Origin of the sequence: Paenibacillus sp. PAMC21692 (assembly GCF_014303795.1) — a bacterium.
Lineage (GTDB): Bacteria > Bacillota > Bacilli > Paenibacillales > Paenibacillaceae > Pristimantibacillus > Pristimantibacillus agaridevorans.
The window spans coordinates 7,471,433-7,495,966 of the sequence record NZ_CP060293.1; the positions used below are offsets into that span (position 1 = coordinate 7,471,433).

The following is a 24,534-nucleotide window of genomic DNA, read 5'->3' on the forward strand; positions in this document are numbered from 1 at the left end:
GCTTTCACTTACTTCCTGCCCCGCGAAAGTAAACGGAATTGGCGTCGAAACTTCCACTTACTTTCTTGGCTATCAGGAAAAGGTACAAGAACTTAATAAAAGTTTTTAGAATTTCAAGAAGACGAGCACCGCGGTTTAAGCGCGGTGCTCGTCTTTTGGCTGCCACATAAGAATTTCCCTAGCTTAAAGGAATTCATGATTAACCCTACTCGTCATTGCTCCGAAGACCCTCCGCCGCCTTCAGCTTTAAAGCCGCTCTTGCGGGCGCAATATTGACGAGCACCGAGAGCAGCAGCAGCCCGAGCATGATAGGCAAAATGATCTCGTAGGGATAGGACGACTCGAACGCCATATAATCCGGCATATCCTGCCTTGCAGCTTGCGTGAATAATCTAGCGCCGCTGGCGCCGATGCCCCAACCGGTCAGCAGACCGGCTACGCTGATGACAATGCCTTCGAGCATAAACATCCAATAGATTTGTTTGCCAGGCACGCCGATGCAGCGCATCATCGCGATCTGTCGGCCTCTCTCCCTCACTGTCCGATATTGAACAACCGCGAGTCCCATTAAGCTGATGATCCCGGAGAATACCGCGCAGCCTACGAAACCATTGCCTAGCTGCTTGTTCATCAGATACTCCGCGCTATTATTCAGATAAGGCACCGTGAATCCCAGCACTCCGTTAAGCGCGAATCGATCCTCCAGTTGCTGGGCGAGCTCGACGTCCCGGTAATCGAAATCGAACAAAACGAAGCCGAGCGCTTTCTGATTTTCCCATTTGAAGCCATACGGCCGAAGCTCGTTAACGACATCAGCATGCATAAAAGTCGCGCCGTAATAATCGATGGCGTGTTGATGTGCCTCATTCTGGAGGAATCCAGCTACGGTAAGTGATTTCTCGAACAACAGCACTTTGGGTTCATCCATTGCTCTAAGCTTTTTGTATTCATACACCGGGAACGCAGCAGTGTCGCCTGCCTTTAGTCCGGGTTGAAAAACATCGTCTCTCGTCTTGTAAAAGTGCGGCAGCATAATATAATTGGAATCATTTAAAACCGCTTCCCATGCTTCCTCGTTGCTGCCGAATCGGGGATCGCGTTCCGCCAGCGGCGGAAGCTCTCTCTTCAGCAGTTCATCCGTTACAGGCACGACGGCTTGAGCCAGACCGCCCGTAGTCATATCGATCATAAACGGCTCAGAAATCATGTATGCTTCCATATTTCCGGAGATAAAGTCATCCTCGGCCGCCGCGGACAAAATATGATCCCGCTCCGACTCCGACTGGTATGGAGCATATCCGCCATTGCCCAGCACCGTCTGCGGGGTCTGGCTGACGTCGCCCGATGCCGTTATCAATCCCATGATGGTCACCGTAAACGTCACGATCATCATGATCAACGCGAATAATAACGCTGTCGTGTACGTTCTTCCGGATTGGCTGCGGGGATATTTCGTCGCAAGCATGACCGAGAGAGGCGGAATCCCCAGCCACCCGAACAGCCTGCTAAGGGGCCCGCTCATAATGGACAGCAGCCGTATGAGGAGGAACAAGAGGAAGCAACATGCGCCTAACCACGAGACGCACACCCACAGCATGTTTCCCCCGTTCATATCCGGTGTCTCGACAAATGCCAGATAAAAGTGAATCACCGTGAAATAGACCCCTGCCCCTGTCAGTACCCATCCGAAAAAACGATGCCTGTAGCCTTTTCGTACCAGCCGCTCTCCTCCGCCGCGCAGCGCTTCGACTACCGGGAATCGGCCAGCCTTGCGTGCGGCGAATGCGGATACGACAGCCAGAAACACGAAGATGGATAGAAAGAGTAATATCCCTCCAACAATCGAGAGATGCGGATGAATTGGAATATGCATGCCCGTCATCCGTTGCAAAACGTCGCTGTACGTACCGTAAAACATGGATACCAAACCGTATCCTGCGCCTATACCGATAAACGAGCCTACCAAAGCGCTAAGCAACGACAAGAGCAATGCTTCTGCCGCGAACATGGCGCCAATCTGTCCGGGAGACAATCCGATCGCTCGCAGGACGCCGTACATGCCCCTTCTCGACTCCGAGATCATGACGAGCACTTGCCGCATGAAGATCAGACTGGACGCAATGGCTACCAGGCTGATTATCCCGATGATGATAGTGAAATTTAATCTTTCCAGCCTGTCACGATAATCGGCCTTCAAATAATGAATCTCGTAATTCAGCTCCGGCAGGATGAACATCGCTCTGTCTGGCAGGGAATCATTAACCGTCCCCGCCCATATAGCGGGATAGATGCCCTCGTCGATCTTCGCAATCTCGCGCGCAAGCGCCTCCGATACGATCGCCGTGCCGCTATAAGCGCCGTAATCCCGGAAGCCCGTCAAACCTTGCTCCGACGTTATTTCGCGAACGCGCAGAAGCTTGGAACCGTCCGAGGTGATGAGTTCCAACGCATCGCCGGCCGCAACGCCGAGCTGCGACGCCGTCTCCTCGTTCAGAATGACCTCGTTTTCGCCAATGCCGCGACTCCACAGCTCGGCTCTTGCAGAATCGAAGCTCGCCGCCTTCTCCATGGAGAAGCCAAGAACCAGCACCGACTTCAGCACTCCGCCCTCTTCGCCATTTGAGTCAAGAGCCCGGAGCGTCGCCTCCGCCCCGATATAAGGCAAGATCCGATAATCGTTCGATTGTTCGTCCACATATTTCTCCAGCACGGCGACTTGTTCTCCCGTAAATCCCGCTGAGAGCTGCTCCTCCGGCGTCAGCTTCGAACTGATAGGGCCCAGCCTCGTCTCTATCCACCGTTCTCCGCTAATGCGGACAGAATCGTAATTAACGAAGCTGACCGCGATGAGCATTGCGCCGATCGCCCCAGCCGCGATCGTTAGCAGCGTCTGCTTCCATTGCTTGCGGAGATTGCCCCACGCCATCCCCCATACGATGCCGGAGCCGATCATAATCCGTTTCCTCCGTCATGAACGATTCTGCCGTTCTGCATCCGGATTGTACGATTCATGCGCGACGCGATGCCCGGATCATGCGTGACGACCGCGACCGTCGTTCCGTAATGGCGATTAAGCATTTCCAGCAGTCCGATGATTTGCTCCGCCGTATCCGTATCAAGCGCGCCTGTAGGCTCGTCCGCCCATAAAATGTCCGGTCTTGCGACAATGGCCCTGGCTATAGCGACGCGTTGATTCTGACCGCCCGACAACTGAGCCGGATAGTTGTTCTCCTTGTCCGCAAGTCCAACCTCGGACAAAGCCTCGCGCGCTCTGAGCCGAGCCTTCCCCGTGGGCAAGCCGGCTGCAATAAGCGGCATCGCCGCATTTTCCCACGCCGTCAGTACGGGCACGAGATGATAAGACTGGAAGACGAAGCCCATCTTCGCCAGCCTAAGCTTGGCGATTTTGGCATCATCCCACTCATGGATCGGCGCGTCGCCGATCCATATTTCGCCGCTGTCGCCGGATTCGATGCCCGCGAGAATGTGGAGCAGCGTCGTTTTGCCGCAGCCGGACGGCCCCGTAATGGACACCATCTCTCCCTTGTCCAGGTTAAGAGATACTTCTCTAAGCGCCTTCGTCGCCGCGATCCCCTTGCCGTAAGTTTTGGATAATCCTTGTACGCGAATAAACATGCTTTTCACCTCTTGTTCTGCTAATGACGTAACTGTAGCAGAACATTATGCACTCCTGATGAACCAAATGTGCAGATATTATGCAGAAAGGGCGGGCATCCCCCAACCTTCCATTATTCCTTCATGACCGGCAGCGTTACGACAAAGCTGGCTCCCTCGCCATAACGGCTTCGTACCGCCGTCTCCCCGCCATGGGCGCGAGCGAACTCGCGGACAATGGCGAGTCCCAGGCCAAGCCCCGTTCCGCGTCCTCTGCCGGCTTTGGCTGTCTCCGTTCCCCGATAAAAGCGGTCGAACACCCTCTCCAGCTCCTCCTCCTCGATTCCCGGACCGTCATCGCTGACCGTAAGCTGGATCATGCCTCCCGCTAACGCTAAATCTACCGTCACCAGAGATCGGGCATGACGGAACGCATTGCCGACAAGATTAATTAACAATTGCTTGATACGTCCGCGATCTCCGTACATCGTTGCATCGTGAAGTCCAGTGATGACATGCCGTATGCCGCGTTCCTCACCGGCCGCCGAAAGCGTCTCCAGCACCTCTTCGGCCAGCTCTGTCATAGAAAACCAGGACTTGAACAGCGGCAGATGTCCGCTCTCCGCAAGCGCCAGCTCCTTCAGATCGCGGACGAGACGGCTTAACCGCAGCGTCTCGTCATGAAGAACGGCAAGCTTGTCCGGCGCCAGCGGAGCACCTGACTGCAACGCATGATCCAACGTTGCACGCATAATGGCAATCGGCGTCCGCAGCTCGTGGGCGATATCCGCCACCATCGTCGTTCTGACCGTCTCCAGCTGTTGATTGCGACGCATGAGGTCGCCAATTTCTCCCTTCAAAGACGTCCAATCCCGCTCTTCGGTATCAACAGGCAAATGGCGATGCTGCGCCATATACGTCTTCAATTCTTCGGCAAGACGCCGATCGGCCTGATCTTCCGTCCGATTCAGCTTATGCTGAAGGATCAGACCGCAAGTCAATACGAATAACCCCGTCATGCATGGAACAACAAATCTTATGAACCATGAATGACCGAAAGAGGTAATGCTCGTCTCGGTATAGCCGACAATTCGACCTCCCGTCATAACCGGCAGCTTGCGTCCGCCGCTCCATTTACCGCCCCGCGAAACCTCTGCTACTTTCTCGTAATGATCATCATCGCCTGCATAGATTCGAACGGCGAAATCGGAATCCGCACCATACACATACCCGTCTCGCACAAGCCGCTCCTGTAATCCGTCAAAGCCGCCATTCAACTCGACATACATGACTGCATAGCCGTTCCAATACAGCTCTGCCCTCTCCCGTTCCCTGCTCTCCATGCCCAGAAGTACAATCTGTACGATCCATCCTGTAAGCAAAGCCGTCGCTATGCTAATCGCAACCAGTCGCAGCCGCTTTGCTAACCCATTCCGTCCGCGTCCACTAGTCAAGCCGTTAGTCTGCGCGCCGGTCATCCCGGTCACCTCGCCTCTTCGGAAAACCGATACCCGATGCCATAAACAGTCTCGATGTAAGGCTTCTCCGCTTCGTGATCGCCAAGCTTCTTGCGCAAATTGCGAATATGCGAATCAATCGTCCGCTCGTAGCCGATATAATCGTCGCCAAGCGCTTCGTCCATGAGATGGGTTCGCGTGAACACTCGTCCTGGATGAGAAGCAAGCTTCCAGAGCAGCATAAATTCCGTGCGAGTCAGCTCCAGACGGCGATCCTCGAGCTGCGCCGCATATTTGTCGTTATCCAGCAGCAGCAATCCTCGCTGTAATCGCACATCTTCGCGATGCCTTCCGTCCTCCCGGACGTTCCCCTTGGATGTGCGGCGCAATACGGCTTTCATTCTAGCGCCTAGCTCCCGCAGACCGAACGGCTTTGTCAAATAATCGTCAGCCCCCAACTCCAGCGCCAGCACCTTGTCAAACTCATCGCCTTTAGCCGTCACCATAATTATGGGCAAGCCCCATTCCCGCTCGTTGCGCTTGCATAAATCCAGCCCGCTCTCTCCTCCGGGCAGCATCCAGTCCACCAGCAGCAGATCCGGCTTCTCTTCCCTGATGAGCGTCTCAGCTTCCGACAGCGTCGCCGCACCGTGAACCTCGATATCTTCCCGCCGCAAATAATCCGCGCATTCCTTGAGCAGCTCGGTCTCGTCTTCGATCCATACGACCTTCAATCGGCTCCCCCCCCTTAATGAGGCTGTTCAACTGTCACATAATGTAGAAGATTATTCCACAAATTCGCTCCGATGTCGATTGATCTTGCATCCGGTTGCAACACTTCGCTTTTCTGGCACGTTCTTAATGCATAAGGCAAGGTGAAACGGCTACGCCATCCTTTGGCGGCGCGGCGCGTTTCATTCCGAGAAATATAGAGAAAGTATGGCGAAATGCTTTCCTATATTTTTAATAAGACGAACAGGAGGGTTCCTTTGAAAACAATAGGCAAACTCATTCTGCTGGCAGCTTTGCTGACCGGCATTGCGATGGCATACCTGCCCCAAACAACGTTTGCGTGCAGTTGCGCGGAACCGAAGCCTGTTATGGATGCCGCCGAAGGGGCACAAATCGTATTTGCCGGGACAGTGGCTGATGTAACGGAGACCAAAAGCAAACGAGGCTTTTCCATTAAAAATATCCAGTTCGAGACGGGGACCGTGTACAAAGGTGAGGCCGGCACGCGCATTACGGTGTGGACCGGCAGCGGCGGCGGCGATTGCGGTTTCTTCTTCCAGAAAGGCATGTCCTATCTGGTTTATGCCTACGCTTCCGGTCCCGACGGGAACGGAGACGAACCGGGCACGGGGATATGCACTCGTACGAAGGCCCTTTCGCAAGCTCAAGGGGATCTTGATCTATTAGGCCAAGGAGTGCCGCCGAACAAGGATCTCGATCAGCCCGTTGCCGATTCGGCGAAAGATTTTGACGTCAGGCTTCCATGGCCCGCGCTTGCCGGCGCCGTTGCGATAATAGCGGCAAGTATCGCGATTGGGTTGGTGCTGAGAAAGAAACGCCGCGCCGGACGTTGATACACGGCCAAATGGGATTCCGCTTGCCGTTGCATACGTTTGAGCGCGGCTTTCGCCTTCCTTTAGCGGTGCAACAAGTTCAAATAAGGATAAAACTACACTCGATATAGAAAACGATGGGAGAAAGCAGTGGAGGAAGCTCGAGGGACGGTAAGGCAGATAAACAGCTACGTTCGACGGCACCACACGGCTCTGTAACCCGATTTTTTCGGGCTATTGCGCTCGGCAGCTCCGGCGACGCTCCAATAGCTCGATTTTCTCGGGCTATTGCGCTTGGCAGCTCCGGCGTGGCTTCAATAGCCCGATTTTCTCGGGCTATTGCGCTCGGCAGCTCCGGCGGCGCTCCAATAGCCCGATTTTTTCGGGCTATTGCGCTCGGCAGCTCCGGCGGCGCTCCAATAGCCCGATTTTCTCGGGCTATTGCGCTCGGCAGCTCCGGCGACGCTTCAATAGCCCGATTTTCTCGGGCTATTGCGCTCGGCAGCTCCGGCGGCGCTCCAATAGCCCGATTTTCTCGGGCTATTGCGCTCGGCAGCTCCGGCGGCGCTTCAATAGCCCGATTTTTTCGGGCTATTGCGCTCGGCAGCTCCGGCGGCGCTCCAATAGCCCGATTTTCTCGGGCTATTGCGCTCGGCAGCTCCGGCGGCGCTCCAATAGCCCGATTTTCTCGGGCTATTGCGCTCGGCAGCTCCGGCGGCGCTCCAATAGCCCGATTTTCGGATTACAGCCCACAAAGTAGCTCCGCGCGGCTAACTTTGGTGAATTATAGCGGAATCTTCCACTTTATCAGACGGTTGTACCCGAATTCGGCTCGATATGGTGGATTTCTCCACTATATTGAGTCGATCCGGTCGGCTTTGGCAACTCGATTGTCGGTACCACCGACAAACTCGTGCACGATTTGGTTTCTTCTCGAGATAAATAGAGAAAGAATGCGAGATATTGCTTTCCTATTCCTATATTCCAATGAGAAAACCTCTACCTTGGCCTCTCGAGATGAGCGACCTCCAGCTTTGCAAAGCAAAGCCGCTTCGGAAGCATGAAGCAGGATTTATCGCTAAATCGAATTTCGGTTTTCGTATGGTCGAAAACTTTTAAATTTTATTGTGGTAAAAAAACTCGCCATACTCGCTCCCGTTGAGGGTGCCGAGGTATGGCGAGCTTCTTCATTTGCTTTCGCAACGGCGTTTGCCGTTTGGTGTTTGCCGTTTGGTGTTTGCCGGTTGCCGTCTGACGTGCCATTAGGCGCTTGCCGTTTTCCGCGCGGTTTCCATTGCTCGGCAACGGTTTAATTCTTTAATGCCACCGTGCAAGCGCCCAACTTCTGCTCGCCCCAGAACGCCTGGAGCGTATCCCCGTCCCGAAGGGCGGCTACGCCCGCGGGCGTGCCCGTGAAGATCAGATCGCCGGGGCCAAGGCCGTAGTTCGCCTCGATATGGCGGACAAGCTCGGTCACGCCGAACAGCATGTCCTTCGCGCAGCCGCGCTGAGCGACTTCTTCTCCGCGCTGCAGGATGAACTCCGTCCCTGCAAGAGCTGCCTCGCCCGGGTACGGAATCCAATCGCCCAGCGGGGCCGAACTCTTGAATCCTTTGGCCGCGAGCCATGGATGCCCCTTTGCCTTAAGCTTTGACTGCACGTCGCGAAGCGTCAAGTCGAGTCCCAGTGTCATGGCGTCAAACATTTCGTCAACCGGAGCGCCTGGCTTGTACCCTTCTCCGACGCGCAACACGATCTCCAGCTCGAAATGCACTTCGCCGACGCCACCAGGCAGTTCTACCGTGCTTCCATCCATTGCGGCCACCGCGTGGCTGGGTTTCGTAAACACCATCGGCGACTCCGGCACCTCGTTGCCCAGCTCCAGCGCATGCAGCCGGTAGTTGCGGCCGATGCAGTAGATGTTTTTGATTTCTTTGGTTTCGACGCTATGTGCTCCCATTCGAGTGGCCTCCTTTAATGAGAAAAACTTTTATCGAAGTACTTCAGTGATGAGCGACCTTCAGCTTTGCAAAGCAAAGCCGCTTCGTAAGCATAAGGAAGTTTTATCGCCAATAAGAATTAGTTTTTCGGTACGCCGAAAAACTAATTCTTATGTGGTAAACAAAATCGCTATAGTGAATATCGTTGGTTATGCCGTATTGCGTATTTTGGTTATGCCATATTACGTATTATCAAGGTATGTTGCCTAGCTCCGCGCGTCATGAATTGGATCAGCCCTTCTTCTGCGCGGCAATCTCTTCCGCGAGCAGATTAAGCTCCGTCCACCGCTCCATAAGCGATTCCAGCTTTTCTTCCAGCTGCTGCTGCTTGGCGGCAAGCTCTTGCAGCCGCACCGAATCGCTGCTGGCGGCTTCCATTTCTACTGCTACGGCGGAGAGCTCCTCCTCGGCTTCAGCGATCCATCCGTCGATCGCTTCGTAGTCCTTCTGATCCTTGTACGACATCTTGAGCGCGCGCTCGCGACCGGATGAACCACTCGCAGCCGCACTGCTTTGTGAGGCAGAAGCTCCGCTTGCGGAGCCGCTCGCCTTGCCTCCATTCGCGCCAGAGCCTGCTCCGCCAGCGAATCCGCCCGACTTGCTAGTATTCCCTCCGCCGCCGGACACCGCCGAGCTGCCGCCTCCAGTTCCTGCAGCGGAGCGCTTGTCCGCAAACTCCCGGTATTCCGAATAATTGCCGGTATGCTGCGTAATGACGCCGCCTTCTTCGAAGGCGATAATGCGATCCACCGTACGGTCGAGGAAGTAGCGGTCATGGGAGACGACGAATACGACGCCGGGGAAGTCGTCGAGATAATCCTCCAACACGGTCAACGTTGCGATATCGAGATCGTTTGTCGGCTCATCTAGCAGAAGCACGTTCGGCGCGTTCATCAGTACGCGCAACAGCTGCAAACGCCGCTTCTCGCCTCCCGACAGCTTCGAGATCGGCGACCATTGCAGCGCCGGAGGGAACAGGAACCGCTCCAGCATTTGGCCGGCGGAGATCGTCGTGCCATCCGCCGTCTTCACCTGCTCGGCGTCCTCGCGAATATATTCGATAACGCGAAGACTTTCGTCCATCTCCTCGCGCTCCTGCGAGAACCAGCCCAGCTTTACGGTCAAGCCGCGCTCCACCGTTCCTTCGTCCGGCTCTATCTTCCCGGCCAATATGCGAAGAAGCGTCGACTTGCCGCTTCCGTTGCGTCCGACGATGCCGACTCGATCCTCCGGCACGGCGATGTAGCTGAACCCGGAGAAAAGCTGGCGATCTCCGTAGCTTTTGCCTACATCCTCGGCTTCGACGATCTTCTTGCCCAGCCGCGAGGAAGCCACCGACAGCTCCAGCTTGCCGTCCGCTCCCTTGGGTCCTGCCGCCTTAAGCGCCTCGAACCGGTCGATCCGCGCCTTCTGCTTCGTCGTCCGGGCCTTTGCTCCCCGCCGAATCCACGCCAGCTCATTGCGCAATAAGTTCTGGCGCTTCGCTTCCGATGCGGCCTCCCGCTCCTCGCGCTCCAGCTTGAGCTCCAGAAAGCGGCTATAGTTCGCCTGGTAGAAATGGGCTTGTCCGCGGTCCAGCTCGATCACGCGGTTGCTGACCCGATCAAGGAAGTAGCGGTCATGCGTAATCATGAGCAGCGCGCCGCGCCGCTTTTGCAGCATCCCCTCCAGCCAGGCGACCGACTCATTATCGATATGGTTCGTCGGCTCGTCCAAAATCAGCACGTCGGAGGGCAGCAGCAGCGCCGCCGCCATGGCAACCCGCTTGCGCTGGCCGCCCGACATCGTCTCTACCTTGGCGCCATGATCGTAGATTCCCAGCTTGGTGAGGGCCGTCTTCGCTTCGTTCTCGAGTCCCCACGCGTCCAGTTCATCCATCTTCGCGTTCGCCGCGATAAGTTCCTGCTGCAGCTTCTCGCTGCCCGCATTTAGCCCAATAGCTTCCATAGCCTCCGCATAAGCTTGAACCGCCCGCAGTTGCGGGGAGTCCCCGCCAAGCACATGCTCCAGCGCCGTCTCGCCGGCCGCGAATACGGGGTCCTGCGACAACATGCGGATGACAACCCGGCTTCCCACCGAAACGGTTCCGGAATCCGGCTGCTCCAGCCCCGCGATGACCTTCAGAAACGTTGACTTGCCCGTGCCATTGACGCCGATGATGCCGATTTTGTCCCCGTCCTCAACACCAAACGTGACATCCTCGAACAGCAGCTTCTCGCCATAGCTTTTTGTTATATGTTCAACCGATATCAGATGCATATGCAAACCTACTTTATATTTAGTATGAAACGAATGGAAACCATAAGTATCATACCATAATCGGCAGCAGCCACGCGACGCTTGTGAGCGCAAGGCTCGATCACTCCAAAAAAATAAAGAAAAGTATCTGGTCAACGACCAAATACTTCTCCCCAGCGTACGTCTAATTCATTTTCTCGCGGCACACCGCGTTTGCGCAACTAATCGATCACCCATCGGCCACGAGAAACTTGATAGGTAAACCGCTTCGCTATTAAACTTACGTTTTCCGTTCATTAAGCTGTAATGGAATATCGACTAACCTCGCGCCGCAGCGTCCGCGTAAAAGATGACCGCGAAAAACTTCGCCGTCTCCTCGCCATGATTGCGGTACGTATGGGGCCGATTCGCGTGGAAATGAACGGCGCTGCCTGCCGGCACTTCGTAGCGTTCATCCCCGTGCTCCAGCTCCAGGACGCCCTCCTGGACGAATAAATACTCCTCTACGCCGTCGTTATGAGGCTCGGAGTCATGCTCGCAGCCCGGCTCTATAACGACCAGGTAGGATTCGAATTTGTTCCGCAGCCGATACGGGAACAGCGGAAATGTCCGGTACGCGCCCTCTTCTTCCGCAAACGACTCCAGATCGCCCGGCGTCGCGATTGTGACGTCCGAATCTACCTCTTCGATCAGCGTCGTAAAAGAGATGCCCAGTCCGTTTACGATGCGCCACAGCACCGAAATCGTCGGATTGGAATCTCCCCGTTCGATCTGGCCCAGCATCGCTTTGCTCACGCCGGTCATCTCGGCGACGTTGTCGAGGCTGAGGCCCCTCGACTTCCGGATGGCGTGCAGATTTTTGCCAACCTTCTTATGGATCGGCTCCATCGGAATCGGCCTCCTCGCATTATCGTTTTGTCGTTTCATTCTAGCCTAACATGAGCAAAACTTCAATCGGAGCAATGCAAGGACTTAGACACTTAAAAATCCTCTATTCGAGGCCTTTCAGAGATGAGCGACCTTCAGCTTTGCAAAGCAAAGCCTCAAATTCTATTGTGGCAACAAAATCGAGCCTCCCTCGCTACTAAGCAGCTTGCGGGAGAGAGTCGTCAGCATCTCGTCGGTCGTCCGGTCCAGATCATATGCGGGCCGGAACCCCCACTCCTCGCGCGCGGCCGAAGCATCGATCGCGTCGGGCCAACCGTCCGCAATCGCCTGGCGAAGGGGATCGATATGGTAGCGGAGCTCGAAACCCGGCAGTTGTCTTCGGATGCTGGCCGCAATCGCTTCGGGATCTATGCTCATGGCCGTTATGTTATAGGCACTGCGGCGCTTTAGCCGGGAAGCGTCGGCTTCCATCAGCAAAGCGACGGAATCGATCGCGTCAGGCATGTACATCATATCGAGGAACGTTCCTTTCCCGATATATGAAGTATAATTTCCGTTTTTGACAGCTTCGACGTACATCTCGACGGCGTAATCGGTCGTTCCGCCGCCAGGAGGAGCGGCATGCGAGATCAAGCCGGGAAACCGCAAGCCTCTTACGTCTACGGCATACTTCCTGTAATAATAGTCGCTCAACTGCTCGCCGGCCGCTTTGCTAATCCCGTACATCGTTCCCGGACGCAGCGGCGCGTCCTGCGGCGTGCCTTGCCTGGGGGCGTCCGGTCCAAAAGCGGCGATCGAGCTCGGCACGAACAACTGACAGCTCAGCTCCCGTGCCGTCTCCAGCGCGTTCAGCAGCCCTCCCATATTCAGCTGCCAAGCGAACAATGGCTTCGCTTCGGCCGTGGCGGACAGGAGTGCCGCCAGATGGATGATCGTGTCGGCCCGATGGACCCTGGCCGCCTCATAAAACGCCCGGCCGTCCGTAACGTCCAGCAGCTGGAAGGCTCCGCCTTGCGCCGCCTCGCTCCGGTCTTCCCGAACGTCCGTCGTCAAGACTGCGTCACTCCCGTACAATTCCCGAAGCCTGACCGCGAGCTCGCTCCCGATCTGTCCAAGCGCACCGGTCAACAGTATTCGTTTCATCCCGCACTCCTCCTATCCAATGATTCCGAGTTCGCGGCCCGCCTTCGCGTATGCGGCGAGCGTACGGTCGAGCATTTCCGATGTATGCTCGGCAGTCGGCATGTTTCGGATGCGCCCCGTTCCTTTTGGCACGGTTGGGAACACGATCGCTTTGGCGTATATGCCTTCCTCGTACAGCATGGCACTGAAACGCTGCGTCTTCTCTTCGTCTCCGATGATACACGGAGTGATAGGCGTCTGAGTCGGGCCAATGGAAAATCCCAGCTTCCGGAGACCGTTCTGCAGATAGGCCGCGTTGCTCCACAACCTCTCCTGCAGCTCCCGGCTCTCTTGCAGCCGATCGATCGCCGCGATGCTTGCCGCAACCGCTCCCGGAGGCAGCGACGTCGAGAAGAGGAACGGCCTGCTGCGCGCCTTGAGCCAGTCCGCAACCGATTCGGAGCATGCCACGTACCCTCCGACGACGCCGACGGCCTTGGACAGCGTGCCGATCTGCAGATCGACGCGGCCGGATAACCCGAAATGCTTCACGGTACCCGCACCGCCGCCGAGTACACCCGAACCATGGGCATCGTCCACATAGGTGATCAGGTCATAGGTCTCCGCGATATCGACAATCTCGGGAAGTTTCGCGATGTCGCCATCCATCGAGAACACGCCGTCCGTGATGACCATGATCTTTGCGTATTGGCCCGATTCTCTGGCCTCCTTCGCCTTTCCTCGCAGATCGTCCATATCGGAGTGGGCGTACCGGATGACTTTCGCCTTCGTCAATCTGCAGCCGTCGATAATGGACGCGTGGTTGAGCTCATCCGACAGAATCGCATCCCCTTCGCCCATAATGGCCGAGATTGCCGCCATGTTGCAGTTGAATCCCGACGGATACGCGACAGCTGCTTCCGTCCCTTTGAACGCCGCCAGCTTCTCCTCCAGCTCGACGTGGAGAGACAACGTCCCGTTAATCGTACGGACGGCGCCGCTGCCGACCCCGAATTTTAACGTAGCCTGTACGGCAGCGTCCACGAGCCCCTTGTCGGTCGCCAAACCCAGGTAGTTATTGGAAGACAAGTTCACGAACGACCGGCCTCCCATTCGGATAACCGGACCGTTCGCGCTCTCCAGCGGCTCGATCGTATTGTATAACCCCCGGACCTTTAGATCGGCCAATTGAGCGTTTATAAACGAAGACAAAGTAGAGCTCCCCATTCGAATTCCCCCATTCGTCGCTTGGACAACATGTATGCGATAGTATATTTTATTACACTATCGCATTTATATGTTATACTACACAAAAATACGACATATTGCAATATAGCGTTTTCATTCGAACTCCTTTGAGCCACGAATCTCTATTCCGAACCGGCTCTCGGACGTCGTAGAATCTTGGAACACCGCTAGATATAGAGGCTTGCGGAAATGAGAGACGTTATTCGTCGAATTATGGTACTTTTTTAGCAGTGACGGAACTGAGAGCCTTTATTGCTTGGGATTTGTTTGAAATCACCTTAATTGCAGGCCAATAGCGGCGCTTAGTTCCATAAGCATTAAAAAAACGTTGGAATTCCCGAAATAAGGTTCCTCATTTCCGCTACATTCAAATCGGGGTATCGCAATCGGCCGTGCTATTCAGACTGTAATAACACAACAAAAAGGCCTCCGTCTGTAAAACAACGGAGGCCTTCCCGGTATTCAATATTCAAATATTAGCGTTTGCCGATCATATTCTCCGGACGGACGTACTGGTCGAACTGCTCCGACGTCAGAAGGCCGCTTGCGATTGCGGATTCCTTAAGCGTCAGCCCTTTTTTGTGCGCGTTCTTTGCGATCGCCGCCGCGTTTTCGTAACCGATATGCGGGTTGAGCGCCGTAACCAACATCAGGGACTGGTCCAGATTACGTTTGATGACTTCTTCGTTCGGCTCGATGCCGACCGCGCAGTTGTCGTTAAACGAAATCATGGAATCCGCCATCAGCGCCACGGATTGAATGAAGTTATACAAGATGACCGGCTTGAACACGTTCAACTCGAAGTTGCCTTGGCTCGCCGCCATGCCGATCGCCGCGTCGTTGCCGATAACCTGGCAAACCGCCATGGTCATGGCTTCGCTTTGCGTCGGATTGACCTTGCCCGGCATGATGGAGCTGCCCGGCTCGTTCTCCGGAATGGAAATTTCGCCGATGCCGCAGCGAGGACCGCTCGCCAGCCATCTGACGTCGTTGGCGATCTTCATCAGGTTCGCGGCCAGCGCTTTGATCGCGCCGTGCGTATAAACCATTTGGTCATGGCTCGTCAAGGAATGGAACTTGTTGCGCGCCGTTATGAACTTCTTGCCTGTCAGTGCCGTAACTTCCTCGGCTACCGCGACCGCGTAATCCGGATGAGCGTTAAGGCCCGTGCCGACCGCCGTGCCGCCAAGCGCCAGCTCGCGCATCGTGTCCACGCTCTGAATGAGCATCGCGCGCGTGTTGTCCAGCATGGAGTACCAGCCGCTGATCTCTTGGCCGAACGTAATCGGAGTCGCGTCCTGCAGGTGGGTACGGCCGATTTTTACGAGATTGTCGAACTTCTCCGCCTTCGCGCGCAGCGTTCCGTTAAGCACGTCCAGCGCAGGGATGAGCCGGTCTTCGACCGCGATGACGCCCGCGATATGCATAGCCGCCGGGAATGTATCGTTCGAGCTTTGCGAGCGGTTGACGTCGTCATTCGGGTGAATGCGCGTCGCGCTGCCGCGAGCTTCTAGAATTTGGTTCGCGCGGCGCGCGACCACTTCGTTGACGTTCATGTTCGTTTGCGTGCCGCTGCCAGTCTGCCAAACAACGAGAGGGAATTCCGCATCCCACTTGCCGCTTAGAATTTCGTCGACGGCTTCGCCGATGACCGCTGCCTTCTCCTCATCAAGCACGCCAACCTTCAGGTTCGCGAACGCGGATGCTTTCTTAACGATCGCCATGCCGTAGACGACCTCGAGCGGCATCTTCTCACCGCTGATTTTAAAGTTTTGCAAACTGCGCTGCGTCTGTGCTCCCCACAGCTTATCCGCGGGAACTTGAATTTCGCCCATCGTGTCCTTCTCAATCCGATAATCCATTACAGCAACGTCTCCTTTGCGCTAAAAATGATTCCTTCTTGCAATACATGTTCAAAAAGTTCGGTTTTCAGTACCGAGAAGATTGAAGGCAGCTAGAAACTGAGTAGCGGAGCGTAGCAGAGCTACGTGAGCAACCGCATTGTTTCCGGAGGAAACATACTTCGAAAGCATATGCTTAGGTTCGGCTGCATTCAATATTCGATGTCGAGTAAACTCCTAGGATTACTTCGTAATGGGAAGCGGACTTTTTGAACTACTATAGTAAACAACCTCTTTCATTTATAACGCTAATCGGACGCAGAAGCAAGCCGGAGCGTTTATTTCAACACCCATTCCTGCGCTCTCTTGCGCTCCTGCCAGAACCGGCGGTATAAGCCGTCGCTGGCGATCAGCTCGAGATGATTGCCGAATTGCGCAACCCGTCCCTTGTCAATGACGGCAATCGTATCCGCATGACGCACCGTATTCAGCCGATGGGCGATGATGACCACCGTCTTGTCGCGGGCCAGCTCCTCGAACGCCTCCTGTATATGCTTCTCGTTGTCGGGATCCACGCTAGCCGTCGCTTCGTCGAGAAGAATGATCGGCGCGTCCTTCAGCATGGCTCTGGCAATCGAGATCCGCTGCTTCTGGCCGCCGGAAAGCAAGCCTCCTCCTTCGCCGACCACCGTATCGTAACCGTTCGGCAGCTTCTCGACAAAGTCGTGGCAACGGGCTTTGCGTGCCGCCTCCATCACTTCCTCCATCGTGGCGTCGGGATTGCCGTAACGGATATTGTTCGCGACCGTGTCGTTGAAGAGGTACACATCCTGGAACACAAAAGCAATCTTCTCCATCAGCTCATCGGATTCCAGGCCCCGCACGTCCGCGCCGCCAATCGAGACAGCTCCTTGGCCCGCATCCCAGAAGCGCGCGATCAGGTTCAGGATAGTCGTTTTGCCACCTCCGGAAGGACCGACAAGCGCCGTAATTCCCTTCTCCGGGATAGTTAGATTCAAATTCATCAACACGGATTCATCGCCGTAGCCAAAGGTCACGTCGCGGAAGACGATGCCGTGGCCCTCTGGCTCACGCCTTTCGGTAGCCGGCAGCAGCTTGACGTCGTCGGTCAGAATAATATCGTTCATATGATCGACCGTCGTCATGAACATGCGACGGAACACGGCATAATCCATAAGCGGCAGCGGCTCGTAGAAGCAGATCGCCAGAATGAGGAACGCGACGAACTGTCCGGGCTCGAGCGTTCCCTGGCCGATCAACGCGCCTCCGACAAGCAACACAAGCGCAAGACCAAGCTCGAACGAGACGTTGTACACCGCCGTAAACGGCGTTAGTTCTTTGTTAATGGAAATGCTGGCCTTCTTGTAGGCCAGAATCGTCCGGGAATAGCTTTGCATCCGGCTGCCCGTCAAGCCTAGCGAACGTATGACCGCAATGCCGCGAATGTATTCCAGAATGCGGCTGTTGGCTTCCTGGCGCGCATCCGACAGCTTCCGCATAATGTCCTTGAGCTTCCGCTCCGCCAGCCAGGTGGCAGCGAGGCTAATCGGCACGCCCGCCAACGATACTAGCGCCAGCCGCCAGTCGATCCACATCATGGCGGCCAGAATCATCGGCGGGATAACCCAGCCCTTAATGAGGCCGACCACGATGGAAGGCATAAAGATGTAGGTGCCCGCATCCGACTTCACTCTCGATTCCAGCAGGGAGGCGTCCTTTTGCAGGAAAAATCCGTAAGGCACTTTGCGAAGCCGGTCTCCCAAATACAAGCGCATATGCGTCAGGAAGTGGCCGAACATCGGAAAGGACCACTTGTTCGTCCAATAGTAGAAGACCGCCTGCCCGCCGAACATGGCGACCATCCACAGGACGGCCTGCCAGGCATCTTCCATGCGACCGGACAATGCCGCATACACGGCGATCGCCACCGCGATGGAGCCGAGCGCGACGAACACGTTCTCCAGCACCGAAAACGCATATACGCCCCAGAGCTTGCCTTTTTTCTCATCGCCTGCGAGCAGCATGGATTGCTCAAGGGAGGACATCTCGTTCAAGCGGCGATGCGGATCGTCGATCTCGTCAGCCTCCCGCTCGTGCAAAACCCCCGAGCTGCCATTCGTCTCGACTGCGCTGCCCGCGAGTACCGTCTCCGGATCCAGCCGACGGGCTCTCTCACCCGTACTGTCTCTTGCAACGACAGGCTCCTCCCGCTCAAGATCCTCCGCGCCGCTTTCGTAAGCTTCCCACATGCGCCGGTACAACTCGCTCGCCAGCAGCAGCTCCTCGTGCGTCCCTTTCGCGACGACCCTGCCTTCGTCGACGACCACGATTTGATCGGCGTGCACGATCGTACCCAAACGATGGGCGATGGCAAGAATCGTTTTGCGTTCGCCGTCCGTCGTTCGGGTGAGGGATGCCAGCGCGTCTCTTATGCGCGCTTCGTTCTCAGGATCCACAAGCGCCGTCGCTTCGTCCAGGATAATAATCGGAGCAGCCTTAAGAATCGCCCTCACGAGGCTGATTCGCTGCCGCTGGCCTCCGCTGAGCGCCATTCCCCCTTCTCCCACCTCCGTGGCATACCCTTGAGGCAGCTCCGCAATAAAGTCGTGGCAGGCTGCCCGTCGGGCCGCGTCCATCACTTCCTCATCGGTCGCCTCAGGTTTCCCGTACCGAATGTTGTCCATGATCGTTCCGCGGAACAGGTAAGCATCCTGGAATACGAACGACACGAGGGACATAAGCTTCTCCTCGTCCATTTCGCGCACATCGACTCCGCCTATCACGACCGAGCCGTCCGTGACATCCCAGAAGCGGGGCAGCAGGCGCGCGATCGTCGTTTTGCCTGCGCCCGAAGGGCCCACCAGCGCCGTAAACGTGCCGGCAGGCACCTCCAGCGACACCTCGTTCAGCACCGGCTGCTCGTTATAGGCGAAGCTGACTTCCCTCAATGCGATGGAAGCGTTCTGAGGCTCGCGTGCGGCTGCCTTATCGACGGCTGGCATCTCCGCTTCTTCCAGCAGTCGGCTGACGTTCTTGAGCGATGCGGACAGACGGAAGGCCGTCATGCCGCTGGAACGAAGCATTTTAAACAGAGCCGCTCCCACGCCGAGCGACATCAGGATGAAGAACACTAGCGCGGGAACCGTCAATTGATCGCGGCCGATTAGCCATAATCCCGACGGAACGACGATCAGAAGCGCCGTACGCGACAGCAGCACGGCTAGCGTCTTGAAGGGCATGCCCTTGCGTTCGATCTCCGAGCTGACGTCGGAGAATTCCCGAACGGCCTTCGCGTACGATTCGAAGGCTTCGCCGGTTCGCGAGAAAGCCCGGATGACCTTCATGCCGTATACGTAAGTAAGTATGGCGCTGCTGACTGCGGCGCCCGCCTTGCCGAATCCGGCCTGAATCGGCTTCAGGCGCGTCATGACGAACGAATAGCCGATCACCGTCACGGCGATGAACGCGAACACGGCCAGCCCCATCCGCCACTCCAGCGCGAACATGATGGCGAATGACAGAATCGGCAACGCAGCGCTTTTCGTAATATCCGGCAAAAGATGAGCGATCCCTTCCTCCAGCCCCTCGACATCCTCGTTAACCGTATGTTTGATTTGGCCGCTGTCCGTCCGGTCGAAGTAACCGAGCGGAATCTTGGCCAGCTTGTCGGCCAGTGCCATCCGCACTTCATAGACGACGTCATAGGCGACTCGGTGCGTCCAGTCCGTCGATATGGCGGTCAGTACGCCCTTAAGCGCAACGGCCAGCAGGGCGAGCCCTGCGAGCAGCATCAATTCGGAGCTGTCGGCCAGCAGAGTTCCGTTCACCAGCCCCACGCAAATGCGATAGATAATCCAATAAGGCACGAGCCCCATCAGCGTCGCCAAAACGCCTGTCGCGATGGAGCCGGCAAGCGACATCTTGCGCTTCATCAAAAACGGCTTCAGCCGGGCGAACGGCGTCGGCGGCTTCTTATTGGCCGCCTTTTTTCCTTGGCTGCCTTGGGGAGTCGAACCGGACTTCGAGCTGGCAGATGATTCGGAATTCTGCGATGCTGCGGGTTCCTGCCGCGTCTCGCTATTCCGGGTTGCGGTGGTCATAGTTATCACCCTTCTAATATTGATAATGATTATCATTATAATTCTAATGCACAGGCTCGGAAAATGGAATGGATAATTTGCCATTAACGGGATGGACTTGTGCCAGCGGGCTGGAGCTTGGCTTGCCGGCCGCAATTCGCGCAGTGGACGGCAGCGCCTGCGAAAACCGGAAAAAACGCGGGGGATTTTTCTCTTTTTAGAAGCCGGTCATTCCCTTATGCTTAGTGTCGAGATCCATGAACAGCCGCCTATCCGGCGACATAAAGAGGTGATTCCGCTATGAAATCCGTTATTCAGCTGTTGCATTTCGGCTACCATCAGGCTATGAGCTGCCTGTTTCCCGTCGCCATCTTCGGCACTTTAGCGCTGTCCGGCATGGTGGATTGGCCCTTCATCCATCGTTACGACGCCATTTTGCTCGTCTTGCTCGCCGTGCAATTCCTGATGTATCGCAGCGGGTTGGAGACGCTTGATGAGATCAAAGTGATTTGCGTATTCCATCTCATAGGATTGGCTCTTGAAATTTATAAGGTGAAGATGGGCTCGTGGTCTTATCCGGAACCCGGGTTCACGAAGGTGTTTGGGGTACCGCTCTACAGTGGTTTTATGTATGCGAGCGTAGCGAGCTTCATGTGCCAAATTTGGCGAAGACTGCGCATGGACATGACCGGCTGGCCGGGGCTTCCCGCCGCCGGCTTGCTGGGAGGCGCGATCTATTTGAACTTTTTTACGCATCACTTTATTCCCGACTTCCGTTGGTGGCTGACGGGGCTTGTGCTGATCGTGTTCTGGAGAACATGGATTCTGTACCGGGTTCGCGGCGTCACGTACCGAATGCCCTTGACGCTTGCCTTCGCCATCGTCGGCTTCTTTATCTGGCTGGCCGAGAATATCGCGACCTTTTTCGATGCCTGGAAATATCCCGACCAGCACCAGTCCTGGCAGCTCGTCGGCTTTAGCAAGATCAGCTCGTGGTTCTTGCTGGTCATCATCAGCGTCATCATCGTGGCGCAATTAAAGCATGTAAAGGCGGGCATGCACCCGAGGGGGAGCGAGAAGTGATCGACAAAGCGTCAGTTTGGCGCAGACTTCGTCCGCTAATGGACGTATGAGCTTATCACTGACGATGTCTGTACGTTGCCGATGATTCCTTCCCGCTCTCGTCCGATACGGACGAAAGAGCTTTTCACTAACGATGTCCGTACGTTGCCGATGACTCTTCCCTGCTCCCATCCGCTAACGGACGTATGAGCTTTTCACTGACGATGTCCGTACGTTGCCGATGATTCCTCCCCGCTCTCGTCCGCTAACGGACAGGGATGATCTTATTTCGACCTATTGACCTGCTTTGGAGATCTAATGGACACTGGTGACTCTATTGCACCAAAAATGACGCATTTCCCGCTGCTTTGAGGCTAATAAGGTTTCTGATGTCCGTTACGTTTCGCAACGTCCCTTTTTTGACGAAATAGCGACGCTGGTGTCTGTTAGGTGCCGCGACTCCCCTTAAACTGATGTGCTCGCACGCCAAGCAAGTTCAAAAATAAGGATTCATCACTGTCACGCGATACCGTCTGGCCACTTCCAAGCTTGCTAATCCATTCAAGCGCAAAAAAGCGCCCGGCGAAGCCATAAGCTTCGTCAGGCGCTTGTTGCCATCGTATGGGGACAGTCTCGTCGGGCCTACAGCCCTTTGGCTTCGCGGTAAGCGGCCATATAAGCGGCGGCCTTCTGCTCGATGATCGAGAAGTCGCCCGTCTTCACCGCGTCCTTTGTCAGGTCGGAACCGATGCCGACGGCAACAGCGCCCGCCTTGATCCAATCCTTCAGATTGTCAAGCGACACGCCACCTGTCGGCATAATATTCGCCTGCGGAAGCGGTCCCTTGATGGACGGAATAACGCCAGGCGAATACAGATTGCCAGGGAACAGCTTGACCACGTCCGCGCCAAGCTCGAGCGCGTTCTGAATTTCCTGGATCGTCATCGTCCCCGGCATGACCGGCACTGCATAGCGGTTGCACAGCTTGATGGTATCCGGATTCAGCGCGGGGGCAACTACGTATTCCGCTCCTGCCAGAATCGCGGCGCGGGCCGTCTCCGGATCCAGCACCGTTCCCACTCCGATGATGGCGAAGTTGTCCGCTTCCGGAGATACGTCGCAGGAATATTCCTTGGACAGCTGCTCGATCGCGCGAAGCGCAAACGGTACAGTCATGGTGATTTCGATTGCCTTGATGCCGCCCTTAATGGCGCGTCTCGCCATCTCTGCTACTTCCTCCGCCGAATCGGCGCGAAGCACGGCCACGACTCCGGCATCCGTCAATTGCTGCAATACTTTCAGCTTTTTCAACACGCTAGTCCCTCTCCCTTTTTCGTACGTCTATGTTCGAAATTGTTCGTTTTCTCTAGCGTCATTATAGAGCTTTTCCGTAAATCCGGCAACTAGGAGCCTGCGTTCGTCACTCGCTCGGTAGTCTAAACAAATGAAATCCAATTTTAACCTCTGGGAATTGTCGTTTAACAAAAGCGCCTCGAGACGCGCTACTCCTTACAGCTTGTAGTCGATCTCCAGAAACTTCTCGACTTCCTTCTCCCAACGCTCCGACACAAATGACGTGTGCAAGTCATGATTGTTGTAGGCGTCATATTCCTCCTGGCTGTCGAATTCCATGGCGAACCCGAAGTCGTAGTCGTTTTTGACGCTGACTTGCTTGTACGCCTTGAATCCCTTCACTACGGGGATGGAAGTGAGAATTCGTTCGCCGTCCTCCAGGAACCGGCGCTCCGCTTCGGAGCCTTTCTCATGCTTCAGCGTGAAAATAACGGAATGCAGAATCCAGCCGCTTTCATTGCTCATTATGTAACTCTCCCTCTTGTTTAATGGAATTCTTGTCTATTTCATTATAAGGTGGATGCCCGGTTAAGGCGAATGGCATCAGCTATTGTTGTAAACGGAATTTCGACCTCCTCCTATCCGGCTCGTCCACTATTTAGCTATACTTGTCATATATCAGGGACGGAGGATGATCAGATGTCTGCCTTTCAACTTAGCCGAAAATGTTTAAATCGGACGTTGCTCCATCGCCAGCTTCTGCTTGAACGATCCACTCTGTCGCCACTCGAGGCCGTAGAGCAACTGATGGGGCTGCAAGCCCAATCGCCGAAACCGCCCTATTACGCTTTGTGGAGCAGGCTGCAGGGTTTTGAGCCATCCATGCTGTCGGAATTATTGCTCGGCAGGGATGCAGTGCGCATCGCGCTTATGCGATCTACCATCCATCTTGTGTCCGCACGCGATTGTCTTTCCTTTCGTTCGGTTCTGCAGCCGGTGCAGAATCGCTTGCTAATGGGGACGCATGGGAAATCTCTAGCCGGCGTAGACATGGAACTGCTTGAGGATCGCGCTCAAAAACTGATTGCGGCAGGCCACGGTACATTCGAAGAGCTGGGCAAGCTGCTTCGGGAGCAATGGCCTTCTGCAGCGTCCGGCTCGCTAGCGGCAGCCGTCCGCGGCCGCTTGCCGCTCGTTCAATTACCGCCAAGGGGCGTATGGGGACGTTCTGGCGCAGCCACGCATGCAACAGTAGAAGAGTGGCTCGGAGAGCCGCTGGCGGAAGGAAACGAGTACGCCTTGCTGGAGCTGATCCGCCGCTATTTGCGCGCCTTCGGCCCCGCGTCGGTCAAGGATATCGGCGTCTGGTCCGGACTCTCCAAGCTGGGTCCCGTGCTTGAGAAGCTGCGCCCCGAGCTTCGGACATACCGTGACGAAGCAGGCCAGGAGTTGTTTGACATGGCCGACATGATATTGCTTTCGGAAGATACGGCAGCCCCTGTCCGATTCCTCTCGGAGTTTGACAACATGCTGCTATCCTACCAGGATCGAAGCCGGATCATGGATCCGGCCTACAAGCCGCTCGTATTCACGGTGAACGGCATCATTAAGTCCACCTTCCTCGTCGACGGTTTCGTAGCAGGGCTGTGGCGCATTGAGTCATCGAAACACGCCGCTATCCTGCACCTTCGTCCGCTGGGACCGATAAGGGATGAAGATCGTGGATTGCTGGAGGAGGAGGGCGGCCTCTTGTTAGCGTTCGCTGAGCCCGAACGCGAGCCTTCTATCGTCTGGGAAGCCGATTAGACGATTCCCCCTTGATTTCCGCTAACGAGACGTTATAATACTCTATAACGTCAGTGAACGGGACAGTAATTCATCGGAGCAACGTTGCATAGCGAGCCGGGATGGTGGGAGCCGGTCAACGTCCGTCGAACGAAGAGGGCCCTGGAGGCGGCTTTCCGAGAGACTTATCGTGGTCTCAAGGTCGGTCCGGTTCGGCCACGTTACGGCCAAGACAAGATCCGAACGCCATTGCGCATTCGGATAATCAGAGTGGCACCGCGGGTATTCCCCGTCTCTAGCAGAGACGGGGATTTTTTGCG

Annotated in this window: 16 protein-coding genes; 3 read left to right on the forward strand and 13 right to left on the reverse strand. The window is 55.7% G+C overall.

Features of this window, described 5'->3' with window-relative positions; all coding sequences use genetic code 11:
* Nucleotides 1-205 precede the first annotated feature (205 nt).
* The 4 genes from H7F31_RS29880 to H7F31_RS29895 form a co-directional block, all read right to left on the reverse strand.
* Entirely contained in the window at nucleotides 206-2,953 is a 2,748-nt protein-coding gene (locus H7F31_RS29880) for an ABC transporter permease (RefSeq protein WP_187101782.1), read from the reverse strand.
* Complete coding sequence (locus H7F31_RS29885; protein WP_187101783.1) at nucleotides 2,950-3,636, reverse strand: ABC transporter ATP-binding protein; 687 nt, start codon at nucleotides 3,634-3,636, stop codon at nucleotides 2,950-2,952. The genes H7F31_RS29880 and H7F31_RS29885 overlap by 4 nt, the downstream gene beginning before the upstream one ends.
* A gap of 113 nt (nucleotides 3,637-3,749) precedes the next feature.
* On the reverse strand, nucleotides 3,750-5,093 hold the full coding sequence (locus tag H7F31_RS29890; RefSeq protein ID WP_187101784.1) for a sensor histidine kinase: 1,344 nt from the start codon (nucleotides 5,091-5,093) through the stop codon (nucleotides 3,750-3,752).
* A 5-nt stretch (nucleotides 5,094-5,098) separates the two neighbouring features.
* Entirely contained in the window at nucleotides 5,099-5,806 is a 708-nt protein-coding gene (locus tag H7F31_RS29895) for a response regulator transcription factor (RefSeq protein WP_187101785.1), read from the reverse strand.
* Between the two features lie 255 nt (nucleotides 5,807-6,061).
* Between H7F31_RS29895 and H7F31_RS29900 the strand changes: the two genes are divergently transcribed.
* Nucleotides 6,062-6,658 (forward strand): hypothetical protein, encoded by a 597-nt coding sequence (locus H7F31_RS29900; protein WP_187101786.1) that lies wholly within the window; start codon nucleotides 6,062-6,064, stop codon nucleotides 6,656-6,658.
* A gap of 1,288 nt (nucleotides 6,659-7,946) precedes the next feature.
* Here H7F31_RS29900 and H7F31_RS29905 read toward each other — a convergent pair.
* The 7 genes from H7F31_RS29905 to H7F31_RS29935 all read right to left on the reverse strand — a co-directional run bounded on the left by H7F31_RS29905 (nucleotide 7,947) and on the right by H7F31_RS29935 (nucleotide 20,095).
* Nucleotides 7,947-8,597: a fumarylacetoacetate hydrolase family protein gene (locus H7F31_RS29905; RefSeq protein ID WP_187101787.1), complete on the reverse strand. Its 651-nt coding sequence runs from the start codon at nucleotides 8,595-8,597 to the stop codon at nucleotides 7,947-7,949.
* Nucleotides 8,598-8,868: 271 nt separating this feature from the next.
* On the reverse strand, nucleotides 8,869-10,896 hold the full coding sequence (locus tag H7F31_RS29910; RefSeq protein WP_187101788.1) for an ABC-F family ATP-binding cassette domain-containing protein: 2,028 nt from the start codon (nucleotides 10,894-10,896) through the stop codon (nucleotides 8,869-8,871).
* 297 nt (nucleotides 10,897-11,193) lie between these two features.
* Nucleotides 11,194-11,763: a helix-turn-helix domain-containing protein gene (locus H7F31_RS29915; protein WP_187101789.1), complete on the reverse strand. Its 570-nt coding sequence runs from the start codon at nucleotides 11,761-11,763 to the stop codon at nucleotides 11,194-11,196.
* A 162-nt stretch (nucleotides 11,764-11,925) separates the two neighbouring features.
* A complete protein-coding gene (locus tag H7F31_RS29920) occupies nucleotides 11,926-12,906 on the reverse strand; it encodes an NAD-dependent epimerase/dehydratase family protein (protein WP_187101790.1) in 981 nt (326 codons plus the stop codon).
* 12 nt (nucleotides 12,907-12,918) lie between these two features.
* A complete protein-coding gene (locus H7F31_RS29925; RefSeq protein WP_187101791.1) occupies nucleotides 12,919-14,112 on the reverse strand; it encodes a glycine C-acetyltransferase in 1,194 nt (397 codons plus the stop codon).
* Nucleotides 14,113-14,609: 497 nt separating this feature from the next.
* A complete protein-coding gene (gene fumC / locus H7F31_RS29930) occupies nucleotides 14,610-15,995 on the reverse strand; it encodes a class II fumarate hydratase (RefSeq protein ID WP_187101792.1) in 1,386 nt (461 codons plus the stop codon).
* Between the two features lie 317 nt (nucleotides 15,996-16,312).
* The gene (locus H7F31_RS29935; RefSeq protein ID WP_187101793.1) at nucleotides 16,313-20,095 is read right to left on the reverse strand and encodes an ABC transporter ATP-binding protein; all 3,783 of its coding nucleotides are present in this window, start codon (nucleotides 20,093-20,095) and stop codon (nucleotides 16,313-16,315) included.
* Between the two features lie 279 nt (nucleotides 20,096-20,374).
* Between H7F31_RS29935 and H7F31_RS29940 the strand changes: the two genes are divergently transcribed.
* Complete coding sequence (locus H7F31_RS29940; protein WP_187101794.1) at nucleotides 20,375-21,157, forward strand: DUF817 domain-containing protein; 783 nt, start codon at nucleotides 20,375-20,377, stop codon at nucleotides 21,155-21,157.
* A 621-nt stretch (nucleotides 21,158-21,778) separates the two neighbouring features.
* On the opposite strand, the gene H7F31_RS29945 is transcribed toward H7F31_RS29940, so the two are convergent.
* The gene (locus H7F31_RS29945; RefSeq protein WP_187105608.1) at nucleotides 21,779-22,447 is read right to left on the reverse strand and encodes a bifunctional 2-keto-4-hydroxyglutarate aldolase/2-keto-3-deoxy-6-phosphogluconate aldolase; all 669 of its coding nucleotides are present in this window, start codon (nucleotides 22,445-22,447) and stop codon (nucleotides 21,779-21,781) included.
* A gap of 198 nt (nucleotides 22,448-22,645) precedes the next feature.
* On the reverse strand, nucleotides 22,646-22,954 hold the full coding sequence (locus tag H7F31_RS29950) for a Dabb family protein (RefSeq protein WP_187101795.1): 309 nt from the start codon (nucleotides 22,952-22,954) through the stop codon (nucleotides 22,646-22,648).
* 174 nt (nucleotides 22,955-23,128) lie between these two features.
* On the opposite strand from H7F31_RS29950, the gene H7F31_RS29955 reads away from it, so the two are divergent.
* Entirely contained in the window at nucleotides 23,129-24,235 is a 1,107-nt protein-coding gene (locus tag H7F31_RS29955) for a winged helix DNA-binding domain-containing protein (protein ID WP_187101796.1), read from the forward strand.
* Nucleotides 24,236-24,534: the final 299 nt, after the last annotated feature.